11 protein-coding genes and 1 tRNA gene are annotated in these 11,176 nt (G+C 36.4%); 5 read left to right on the top strand and 7 right to left on the bottom strand.

Annotation, left to right across the window (positions count from 1 at the left end):
- Positions 1–161, bottom strand: a 161-nt coding sequence (locus HMPREF0013_RS0105175; protein WP_240488015.1) for a helix-turn-helix domain-containing protein, incomplete at its 3' end; no start/stop codon positions are given.
- A gap of 159 nt (positions 162–320) precedes the next feature.
- Between HMPREF0013_RS0105175 and HMPREF0013_RS09620 the strand changes: the two genes are divergently transcribed.
- Positions 321–1,568 (top strand): mechanosensitive ion channel family protein, encoded by a 1,248-nt coding sequence (locus HMPREF0013_RS09620; protein WP_005070199.1) that lies wholly within the window; start codon positions 321–323, stop codon positions 1,566–1,568.
- Positions 1,569–1,653: 85 nt separating this feature from the next.
- On the opposite strand, the gene HMPREF0013_RS09615 is transcribed toward HMPREF0013_RS09620, so the two are convergent.
- Positions 1,654–2,058 (bottom strand): hypothetical protein, encoded by a 405-nt coding sequence (locus HMPREF0013_RS09615; protein WP_005802618.1) that lies wholly within the window; start codon positions 2,056–2,058, stop codon positions 1,654–1,656.
- Positions 2,059–2,191: 133 nt separating this feature from the next.
- Positions 2,192–3,457 carry an MFS transporter gene (locus HMPREF0013_RS09610; RefSeq protein ID WP_002118309.1) on the bottom strand — a complete coding sequence of 422 codons (1,266 nt, stop codon included), beginning with the start codon at positions 3,455–3,457 and terminating at the stop codon, positions 2,192–2,194.
- A gap of 111 nt (positions 3,458–3,568) precedes the next feature.
- Here HMPREF0013_RS09610 and HMPREF0013_RS09605 point away from each other — a divergent pair, with 111 nt between their 5' ends.
- Both HMPREF0013_RS09605 and HMPREF0013_RS09600 read left to right on the top strand, forming a co-directional pair.
- On the top strand, positions 3,569–4,015 hold the full coding sequence (locus HMPREF0013_RS09605) for a winged helix-turn-helix transcriptional regulator (protein WP_002118304.1): 447 nt from the start codon (positions 3,569–3,571) through the stop codon (positions 4,013–4,015).
- Positions 4,016–4,100: 85 nt separating this feature from the next.
- The gene (locus HMPREF0013_RS09600) at positions 4,101–4,430 is read left to right on the top strand and encodes a hypothetical protein (protein WP_002118302.1); all 330 of its coding nucleotides are present in this window, start codon (positions 4,101–4,103) and stop codon (positions 4,428–4,430) included.
- 129 nt (positions 4,431–4,559) lie between these two features.
- On the opposite strand, the gene HMPREF0013_RS24935 is transcribed toward HMPREF0013_RS09600, so the two are convergent.
- The 4 genes from HMPREF0013_RS24935 to cysS all read right to left on the bottom strand — a co-directional run bounded on the left by HMPREF0013_RS24935 (position 4,560) and on the right by cysS (position 9,435).
- On the bottom strand, positions 4,560–6,215 hold the full coding sequence (locus HMPREF0013_RS24935) for a hypothetical protein (RefSeq protein WP_025464102.1): 1,656 nt from the start codon (positions 6,213–6,215) through the stop codon (positions 4,560–4,562).
- Positions 6,216–6,256: 41 nt separating this feature from the next.
- Positions 6,257–7,342 carry a dsDNA nuclease domain-containing protein gene (locus HMPREF0013_RS09590; protein WP_005802611.1) on the bottom strand — a complete coding sequence of 362 codons (1,086 nt, stop codon included), beginning with the start codon at positions 7,340–7,342 and terminating at the stop codon, positions 6,257–6,259.
- A gap of 532 nt (positions 7,343–7,874) precedes the next feature.
- Positions 7,875–7,950 (bottom strand) — tRNA-Gly (locus tag HMPREF0013_RS09585).
- Positions 7,951–8,013: 63 nt separating this feature from the next.
- A complete protein-coding gene (gene cysS / locus HMPREF0013_RS09580) occupies positions 8,014–9,435 on the bottom strand; it encodes a cysteine--tRNA ligase (protein ID WP_002122339.1) in 1,422 nt (473 codons plus the stop codon).
- 213 nt (positions 9,436–9,648) lie between these two features.
- Between cysS and HMPREF0013_RS09575 the strand changes: the two genes are divergently transcribed.
- A complete protein-coding gene (locus tag HMPREF0013_RS09575; RefSeq protein ID WP_002122342.1) occupies positions 9,649–10,626 on the top strand; it encodes a KpsF/GutQ family sugar-phosphate isomerase in 978 nt (325 codons plus the stop codon).
- Positions 10,627–10,629: 3 nt separating this feature from the next.
- The gene (locus HMPREF0013_RS09570; RefSeq protein WP_002122322.1) at positions 10,630–11,169 is read left to right on the top strand and encodes a KdsC family phosphatase; all 540 of its coding nucleotides are present in this window, start codon (positions 10,630–10,632) and stop codon (positions 11,167–11,169) included.
- The last annotated feature ends 7 nt before the right edge of the window (positions 11,170–11,176 follow it).

The raw sequence follows: 11,176 nt of genomic DNA, 5'->3' as shown, positions 1-11,176 counted from the left end.
CCACGTCTACGTCTAGCAAAAGTGTTATCAGAAGCATATCGAGCTTGATAAACGTCATTGATGCTATTTCTTTTAAGCTCACGATAGATCGTACTAGGATGTCTTTTAATAAGTTCAGCAAATTTTCTGGCTGAAAAGCCTTCTTTTCTTGACTCAAGCATTAATGCAGTACGATCTTCAAAGTTAAGATGATGGTATGACAATTTTATATACTCCATAAACCCTTTAAATTAATTAGGTGGTTTATGTCGCACTTCAAGTTTTACTCTGCCGCCTTAACCCTTAAAATTATTGAAAAGAAATTTTAAAGGTGTATAGGTTTGGATTTTTTAAATTTTTTCCGTGATATTCGGGGTGAGTTAAGTCAATATCCTTGGCTAGAAATGTTGGTTTCACTCACGATTTTGATTTTATTTGCTGCAATAGCAAATTTTATTGCCAAACGCATTATTGTTCGGGGCGTTCGACATTTAGTCACAAAACTCAAATCACCAAATCAGTCTATTTTTGCTCAGCATAGCGTTATAAAGAAATTTGCAAATATTGTTCCTGCCGTTGTGATTATGAACGGTATTGCAACGGTTCCTCATCTATCTCCAAAGTTCATTGCTTTTGTAGAGATGGCGGCACAAGCATTCATTTTTCTTACACTCGCGCTTACGGTTAGCGAGCTGTTAAATATCTTTAACCTTATTTATCAGCGTAATCCAAAATCTAGAAACAAACCGATTAAAGGTTACTTACAACTGGTTAAACTCATTTTATTTGTTGTCTGTGGCCTCATGATTTTGGGAACATTCCTTAAAAAGGATGTGTTCACTTTACTCGCTGGTTTTGGTGCAATGGCAGCGGTATTAATGCTGGTTTTCCAAAACACCATTTTGTCTTTGGTGGCGAGTGTACAAATTGCCTCTTATGACATGGTGCGTATTGGCGACTGGATTGAAATGCCATCACTCAATGCAGATGGTGATGTAATTGATATTTCACTGCATACTGTGACTGTTCAAAATTTTGATAAAACCTATACCACCATTCCAACCAATAAGCTCGTGACCGATACATTTAAAAACTGGCGCGGTATGAGCAATTCGGGTTGCCGTCGAATGAAGCGTTCACTTTTTATCGATCAAAGTAGTGTTCATTTCATGAGTGATGAAGAGCAACAAAAGCTCAAAGACTTTTTATTGCTAGATCAATACTTAAATGCAAAGAATTCTGAAATTGAAGAATTCAATAAGCATTTAAGCAATCAATCTCGTTACAACAAGCGCCGTCTAACCAATATTGGTACATTTAGGGCCTATGTAGAGTTTTACTTACGTCAGCACAAGGGTATTGCTCAAAATCAAACCATTATTGTTCGTCAGTTACAACCGACCAGCCAAGGTTTGCCGTTAGAAATTTATGCTTTTACCAACACGATTGCATGGGTTTCTTATGAAGCAATTCAGTCAGATATTTTTGATCATTTAATTGCAATTCTTCCCGAGTTTGGTTTACGTGTTTACCAAGCACCTTCGGGTCATGACTTGCAAAGATTGACGGCAGAAATTCACCCAAGTTAAGTTTTTAAGCTGTAAACAGCAGCGCTTCAACAATTTTAAAAAGCTCCTAGACGGGAGCTTTTTTACCCATATTCTTCACAAAAGATTATCCTGCAAACCAAATATTTTGATGATCACACATGGGGCTCAAATGTTTAATGCGTAGATTGTCTTGCTCAAAATTACCAATACCTCCAGCAATATCTAATATGCCCCCTAAGCCGATCTGCTGACCTTTATAACTTAAAGTGTTTTTTTCAGCATCCCACTGAGCGCTATGTTCTGGAAAGACAATGAGTATATCTTTCACATAAAGACATCCTTGCTTTAACTCTAAGTTTCCTTTTAAGCGTGCTGAACCAGAGAAACCATCGTACTGATAGGCTGGGAGTTTCACAGTATTTGTACTGTCGTTTGCTTCTTGTTGGTGGCATCCTGCAACAAGGGCAAATACAGCCGTGTAAAGCAATTTATTATTAATACCCAATTTTGTTCCTATAGGGATTTGCATATATTTGATAGTAATTGTCTAAAGTTGCATATCAATCTTTAGATTGTTAATGAAGATTTCATTCTATTACCGTTCGAACTTAAGATTTAAAGACTAAACTTTCTTATTCATGGGCTTATAAAACTTTGAGTTATTATATTTTATTTATTTGTATATTGTTATCTTTTTCATGAGTGATTTGAGGCACGATATGACGTGTCATCCACCAAAATAATAATGCCAGAAAGCTAACACTTGCACCGAGAGCACACACGCCAAGCCAACCAGCATAAGCATAAGTCGTTGTTGTGCTGATTGCACCCAATCCACTACCTATTGCATAAAAGAGCATGTATAGACCAACAAGACGGCTATGTGCTTCAGGACGAGTGCGAAAAATCATACTCTGGTTGGTCACATGCAGAGCTTGCCCTCCTAAGTCTAGTAATACGATGCCAATCACGACTGCCCAGAGCGAGTAGGCCATGAGTGAAAGTGGGCCCCATGCGAGCAGTAATATTAACAGTGCCGCCAAGCTTGTGCGCTGAGCATATCCACGGTCGGCCCAGTAACCTGCACGTGCAGCAGCCAAAGCACCAATCACTCCAACGAGTCCAAAAGACCCAATTACAGTATGCGAGAAGCTATAAGGCGGAGCACTTAACGGCAGTACTAATGCGCTCCAGAAAATATTAAATGCCGCGAACATGAGTAAAGCTAACACACCGCGCACTTGTAGCACTTTTTCTTGGCGTAGTAGTTTTAACATAGAGGCTAGAAGCTGCGGGTAGCGCATGGCACTAGGTTGAATATTTAAATGAGGCAGACGTTTCCAAAGCGGCAATGCAATCATGAGCATGATGATGGCTGCGCAAAAGTACACGCCGCGCCAACCAGCCACATCACTAATTCCCCCTGAAAATACACGGGCAAGCAGTAAACCAATGAACACACCACTTTGTGCAGTACCGACTACATGTCCTTGCTCATGTGGGGCCGCAGCACTCGCAGCATAGGCAATAAGACCTTGTGTCATGGCTGTGCCGAGTAAACCCACCGCAAGCATTCCTGCTAAAAGAATAATCGTAGAGTGAGTAAAGCCAACCACGAGCAATGCAGATATTAAGGCAATTAACTGTAGGGCCATTAACCGACGCCGATTTACCAAATCACCTAGCGGCACTAAAAAGATTAAAGCTAGCGCACAACCTATTTGAGTGGCTGTCACCACACCACCAATGGCGGCATGACTAACATTAAAGTCTCTTGCCAAAATGTCGAGCAAGGGCTGCGCATAATAGACATTTGCTACGCTTGCACCACTAGCAATCGCAAATAGCAAAATTACGCCACGAGGCATGCTTGAAAGCGGTTTATCACTTTCAGTGGTTGAGGTTGAAGATGCAAGAGAAGCTTTCATTGTCCTAAATCCAGTTAATCTAGTTTTAAAATGAAACTAGTTGAATATTAAGCCTACTAGTTTTAAAATGCAACTAGGTGGCTTGTTGCTGATGATTGGTAAGGAAACTCGATGAAGAACTCTACGCTGATGAAAGATGAACCTTGTCCTGTTGCGCGCTGTGTCAATCTCATAGGAGATCGTTGGTCACTGCTTATTGTGCGTGATGCTTTTGATGGAATGCGCCGTTTTGGAGATTTTCAGAGGAGCTTGGGAGTGGCGCGAAATATTCTTTCAGATCGCCTAAAAAAGTTGGTAGATGCTGGTGTTCTTGAACTACAAGATGCTTCGGATGGCACGGCTTATCAGGAATATGTATTGACCAATAAAGGGGAGAGACTGTTTCCAGTGATTGTGGCTTTACGACAATGGGGAGAGCAAAACCTATTTGAAAGTGGTGAGCGCCATTCTCTGTTAATTGATAAAACTACAGGTCAGCAAATTCCATTTATGGCACCAGTAGCGGCAGATGGAACAGTGCTGAGAGCTTCTAATACTCAAGTGCAAAAGGTGAAATAAAAGAAGAGAAAACAAAAATAACCTTTTTTAACTTAAATTTGGGCAGATTAATTGATAACCTTGCGCGTCAAATTAAGGTGAGATTATGAGATTTATATTCCTCTTTATAAGTGCAGTTTCAATTCAATGTTATGCAGCATCAGAAGCAATGGAACTTCATTACTGTGAAACTGTGAAAAAAGCAGCGAGTGGGGTAATGGATGCTAGACAACATGAAGTGCCCGCTAAAGAGTTACATGACATCGCCAATCATCTTGAAGAGCAACAAGCCAAACAACTTTATCAAGAGCTTATTAAATCTGCATATTCGTCAAAATTATTTGAAGACCCTCTCATTAAGTCAAAAGCTGTCGAAAATTTTCAAACCACTTGGCATGAACAATGTTTAGCAAAAGAATTGGCTAAAAATATTTGAGGGTGTTAGTGGGAAATGGCTAGCTTAGGTTGGGAGATAGAACTTTATTTCTTACTTATCTCTTAGTTATAAAAAGCCCTCGGAATTTCAGAGGGCTTTTTTGTTGTGTATAAGTTAGGATCAAATTATTTAACTATGTGAGATTAAGAAATTGGCAAGTTCATACTCTTCTGCAGTTAAAAGTGTTGATTCGAGGTTAATTTCTTCAAAATTTCCTTTAATGCTGTCAATAAAGTTATTTTGCACTGCCGCAATAATTAACTGTACATCGTCAGGTGTATTACTAATTAAAATATTAAGCATATTATGATAATTATCAGAATCAATATCTTGCTGTCGTGGAGAGTCAATAATAAATGGAGGAGTAGATAACTCAGCATGAGAGTAGATAGAATTAAGGATAGTAAGCCTTTTCGCTAACATTGCTTTAACTTGATTAGCACCACCACTATAGTAGTTGAGTATATCGTATAAATTATGTTTTAAATACATTTTAATATTTAAGTCAGTACATAATGAATTGAAATATTCAACAACATCTTTTTCAATTTCTTCTAAATTTGAATTCTCAATAATTTTATTTTCATTTCTTATTTTTCTTATCTCTTTCGTATTTGCTCTAAATTCTCTGTTATCTGAGGCAACTTTTTCTTCTAAGCCAGGAATAAGAGATTTGCTAATAAATAACTGATTAATATCTTCATTGAAACTTTCCTCTTTGAAAGCACCTTCAATTTCTTGATAAAAGCTATCTATAGAATTAGTCAAATTATAACTTTTGTTAATTAAAACTGACTTTTCATTTTGTAAATTTTTTATTTGCTCCATTAATCTATTTTGATCATGAATCAAGGAGAATCTATTGACTAAATCATTTTTATGTTCAACACCACAAGTCGGACAAAAAATTGAAGTAGTCTCAATATTTTCAATAGAATAGTTATAGTCTTGCTCAATCTCTCCAATAGCAACTTGAATAATTTGTAATTCATTATCTATAGCTGCCATTCTGGAAGATATGTTTATATACTCGTTTTTCTTTTCTAAAATTTTTCTTTCAGCCATTACTACTGATCTGGCAGAGTTTTTAATTTTATCTTGAAGATCTATTTGGGGGCTAATAGCTCTTTTAGATCTAAAGTAGTCTGATACTTCATTGGTTTTTAGGATTTCTTTAGAGATATCAAAATTTTTTAATTCATAAAAGTTTTGATTAAGTTTGTTATCGTAGTAATTTTTATTTAATACTCCACATAAATATTTGGAGAGTTCAAACTTGTTATTTTTATCAAATTGTCCAAGGTTGTTAAATGAATTCCAAATTTCATTCCACCCACTCATTTGTTCAATATAAGTAGATGCAAAATAGAAAGCTGGAGGGACTTTAGAAAGTTTTTTTGCTTTAGAATTTTTTAATAAAACATTGAAATTTAAAATAGAATTTAATCTATCTAAATAAGAACCAGTTATTTTTTCATAGGTTGCCCATTGTTCATCATCTTCCTGTAGATGAATAGCTTGAGAATCTCTTTTGACTTTATAAATTTTATTATTAATTGAAAACTCAATTAAAACAACTGTGTCAAGCTCGGGCCAATCTTCTTCGAAACGAACTTCACAACCTAGAGCCCAGAATAAACAATTCAATAATGTAGATTTACCAATTGTATTACCTTTTGTCGTTATCAATGTCCTTGGAAATATCTTTAAAACTCGACCTGACTTTTCTGTTCGAGATACAATAATTATTTTCTGAAATTGAAAAGAGTTGCTGGTATTTTTCATTTCGCAAATTCCTAATTAATATTTTAAAGTTTATTTCATTTCTATTTTGTGAATTGTTCATATACTTTATTTAAGACCTCATAAATAGCTACAGATTGCATCCGATTAAATTCCTTAAATTGCAAATTATCATTAATTATTAAATCGATTTTAGTGATTTCGCGCTGTATTTCATTTAAGTCTAAAATATTAGAAGGAATGGAAATTTTACTTCTCATTTCTTCTAAATATTTAATAATTTCTGGTGATCTATTTACTAAGAGATATGTATAATAATTATTAATTAAATTAATTCTTATAGGGGTAAGTAAATCATCTCCTGAAAGTTTATTTATATAATTTTCAATAAATTTTTTTAAATTTTCAGATAGATCAAGCGATATATGTGTCGCGAGTATTTTTTTTACTTCTTCGCTGTTCAAACCTCTTTTTTGAACACATTCATTCCATTGGTCAAAAGGGATTTTATATTCATATTTAATTTTTAAATCATCCCACAGTACTCGATAAATACTCGATATATCCGATCGAACATCGCCATGCTTCGATTGAATAAATTCAGCAATCTTTCCTTTAGCACTTAATTGTGACGAAGGAAAAGGTAACTCAGACTTCTGAAAGCATAAAATATTTTGATATATGGGATCAACAATCTTTAGTTCATTTGTTAACCTATCTAAAATATCTTTAATTTCATTTTCTTCTAAATTAGTAAAATGGCATTGATCCCCTAAAATTTTAATTTTCGTTTTGAAATTAATATCACTAATAGTTAAAAGACATAATTTTTTAACATTTTTTTTAAATAATTTATTTTCAACGCCTAAAATCATTTTTCCAATTATAGAGTTGCCACCAACTTCATACTTGCAGAGATTATCTATTGTAAAATTAGCTTCAGTAGTTTTGATTTGATAAAACTCAAATTCGACATCATCGTGTAGATGAGTGGAGTTGGAGCAAATAACATCCTCATGATACTCAACAAAAATTACGAACTCTTCTTCTTTCAATAATTTTTCTAATAAATAGACTATTGCCCAATCAGCTTGATAATGGAATCTTAATTGAGTATCTAGTCCGTTATTTTCTCTTTCTTTTTCATTTAATATATTTTTATTAGCCATTTAAGTCCTCAAACGTTTCTAGATTACCCGAAGACTTTTACAACCCATTTACTTCCTTTATGAAGTGTAAGATCTTTTCATGTCATTTAGGGTTTAAGGGTTCTAAATACCTATCGTTGCTTTTTGTATTCAATTTCTTGAAGGTTGCTTTCGTATTACTCGTCGCATACAACGATAACCAAATCACCTGTTTTAAATCACTTATTTGAAAGTCAGGATTTACATACTTTAACATTTGGTTTGAGTTCTGAAAACATCCATTATTAAATAATATTTAAACTATAATTATTTTGTCATCTTTAGAGTTAATATAGTTGGAGCGAATTCTGTCTTAGTCCAATATTTTCATCTATTAATAAATTATATAAGACTCATCTCATACTGAAAATTGATATAGGAAATTTAGCCACTAAAGAGGGTGGTGTTGTAGCAGAATATAAAGTATTTTTAATATCCATTTTAACCAGTCAAAATTAATCTATAGACAATAAAAAACCACCTAACTCTTTCGAATTAAGTGGTCTTTAAATTTTGGAGCGGGAAACGAGACTCGAACTCGCGACCCCAACCTTGGCAAGGTTATGCTCTACCAACTGAGCTATTCCCGCAATGTGAGCACATTATAGAGTGTTTCACTAAAGTGTCAACACTCTTGTGATTTAATTGAACATTTAATCAGCACGGCGCCAAACTGTACCTTGACGAGTGTCTTCAAGTACTACACCTTGGTCGAGTAAAGATTGACGAATACCGTCTGCTTTAGCAAAGTCTTTTGCTTTTTTCGCATCAACACGTTGTTGAATAAAATCTTCAATTTCAGCATCAGACAAAGTAAGTGCTTCTTGTCCAATATCTGATTTTAAGAAATCATCTACATTGTGTTGTACTAAACCTAAAATGTTGGTGAGGTGACGTAATGTCGAATAAAGCACAGTTGCTTGGTCAGCTTGCTCTTCTTTTACAGCACGGTTTAACTCTTTGTTCAGTTCAAACAATACCGCCATTGCCTCGGCTGTGTTGAAGTCATCACACATTGCATTGTTAAAGCGTTCAATAAAGCTTTGATCAAGCGTTTCAGTTGTCGTTTGACCGTAAACTTGTTGGTAAGCTTTAAATGAGTGATAGAAACGAGTTAAAGAAGTTTTTGCTTCTTTCAGTGCCACATCAGAGAAGTTCACAGGACTACGATAGTGTGAAGATACAATAAAATAGCGGATCACTTCAGGGTGGAATTTCTCCATCACGTCACGAATCGTAAAGAAGTTGCCTAAAGATTTAGACATCTTTTCACCATCAACGTTAATGAAGCCAACATGCATCCAATAGTTTACATATTGCTCACCAGTCGAAGCTTCACTTTGCGCAATTTCATTTTCATGGTGCGGGAACATTAAATCTGAACCACCACCATGAATATCAAAGTGATTGCCTAAGCAGCAAGTCGACATTGCAGAACATTCAATGTGCCAACCCGGACGGCCATTACCCCAAGGTGATGCCCAAGATGGTTCATTTTCTTTTGCATGTTTCCAAAGTACAAAGTCAAAAGGATGTTTCTTTTCAACTTCTACATCAACACGCTCACTTGCGCCTGCTTGCATATCATCAAGCTTACGGCCAGAGAGGCGACCATATTTTTCAAATTTGGTGACTTCAAAATAAACATCGCCGTTTGAAGCAGGGTACGCAGCGCCTTTATTCACCAGATTGCCAATCATATTTTGCATCTGGTCGATATATTCAGTTGCTTTAGGTGCTTCATCAGGAGCTAAACAGCCTAGATTCGCTGCATCTTCATTCATTGCATCGATGAAACGAGTAGTGAGTTGTTGGATTGTTTCACCATTCTCATTCGCACGTTTGATGATTTTGTCGTCAATGTCGGTAATGTTGCGAATGTAGCGAACATTCCAGCCCTGACTACGCAAGAAACGAATAATGTAGTCAAATGCAACCATAACTCGAGCATGCCCGATATGACAGTAGTCGTAAACGGTCATACCGCAGACGTACATATCGATGTGACCTTCTTTGCGAGGTACAAATTCAACTTTTTTTCGTTGCTCAGAGTTATATAAAACAAACGGTTGCATAAGGGTTTTCAAACACTCAACAAAAACAGTGTTACATCATAACTGATGCATCATTTTTCACAAAGGTTTATGCAAGAATTTTATAAGCTTGTGAAATCTTATACATTTAAAAACGTGTAGATGATTGAGTTATGTTAGAATGCCCCCAAATCTTTTGATTAAAATCACCGATCTTCACAAGAGATCAGATCAATTATTTTGAGTCAAACTCGTATGCCCAATCCTACAGATTTCCAAAGCAGCGCATTAGCAACATTGCGTATTGAGCAACAAGCCTTAGACGTGTTAGCAACACAAATTGGTGACAGTTTTAACCGAGCTTGTGAAATATTGTTACAGTGTAAAGGTCGTGTTGTGATCACTGGCATGGGTAAGTCAGGGCATATTGGCCGTAAAATGGCTGCAACTTTTGCCTCAACTGGTACACCATCTTTCTTTATGCATCCGGGCGAAGCTGGACATGGTGATTTGGGAATGCTGGTTCGTGGTGATGTTTTAATTGCGATTTCCAACTCTGGAAAAAGTGATGAAATCATGATGTTGATGCCACTCATCAAACATCTTGGCGTTCCTCTTATTACCATTAGCCGTGATGATAAAGGCCCAATGCCGCAAAACGCAGACATTGCTTTAACTTTAGGTGAGTCTGACGAAGCATGCCCATTAGGTTTGGCGCCTACGTCGAGTACGACAGCAACTTTAGTATTGGGTGATGCACTGGCTGTCGCTTTACTTGAAGCACGTGGTTTTACCGCAGATGATTTTGCCCGTTCGCATCCAGCAGGTGCGTTGGGTAAACGCTTACTTTTACATGTAAAACATCTGATGCATACAGGCGATGAACTGCCAAAAGTTTCACCAGATACACCAATGAATCAAGTGCTTTATGAAATTTCTAATAAACGTTTAGGCTTGACGACAATTGTAGATGAACAAGAACATTTGCTTGGTATTTTCACCGATGGTGACTTGCGCCGTTTAATTGATAAACAGCAAGGTTTCGATGTGAATTTGCCTGTTTCAGAAGTGATGACAAAAAAACCATCAACGATTTCTCAAGAAGCACGTGCGGTAGAAGCTCTACAACAGCTGAACCTGAAAAAAATTAGTCAGTTTGTGGTGGTAGATGACCAAAACAAAGTGATTGGTGTAATTAGTATGCATGACCTTATTCAGGCAGGGGTAAATTAATCAATGGCATCTTATGCATTGTTAGAACAAGCACGTCATTTACAGGCATTGGTTCTGGATGTTGATGGTATTTTGAGTGATGGCTTCGTAACCTTAACTAATAGTGGCGATGAAATTAAATCATTCGATATTCGTGATGGTTTAGGAATGAAGCTTGCACAGCAAGCCGGCATGAAAGTTATCATTATTACAGGCAGAAAAAGTAATATTGTTGAAAAACGTATGTCTGATTTAGGTGTAGACCTCGTTTTTCAAGGCCGTGAAGACAAAGGCTCAGCACTTCGTGAAGCATGTGCGCAGTTTAATATTTTGCCGTCTGATTGCTTATATATGGGCGATGATTGGCCTGATTTATCTGCTTTTGCAATCGCAGGTATGAGTGTTACTGTGCCAAATGGTCATGAAGAAGTACGTCGCCGTGCGCATTTAGTTACGCAATCGATGGGTGGGCGTGGTGCTGTTCGTGAAGTCTGTGATATGTTGCTGATCGCAAAAGGCATTTACCAAGAACTTCTTGAAAAATATCTTGCAGTACCGCATTAATAATAAG

It is taken from the genome of Acinetobacter sp. SH024, assembly GCF_000163635.1.
Lineage (GTDB): Bacteria > Pseudomonadota > Gammaproteobacteria > Pseudomonadales > Moraxellaceae > Acinetobacter > Acinetobacter pittii.
This window is presented reverse-complemented; position numbering and strand designations above follow the sequence as displayed.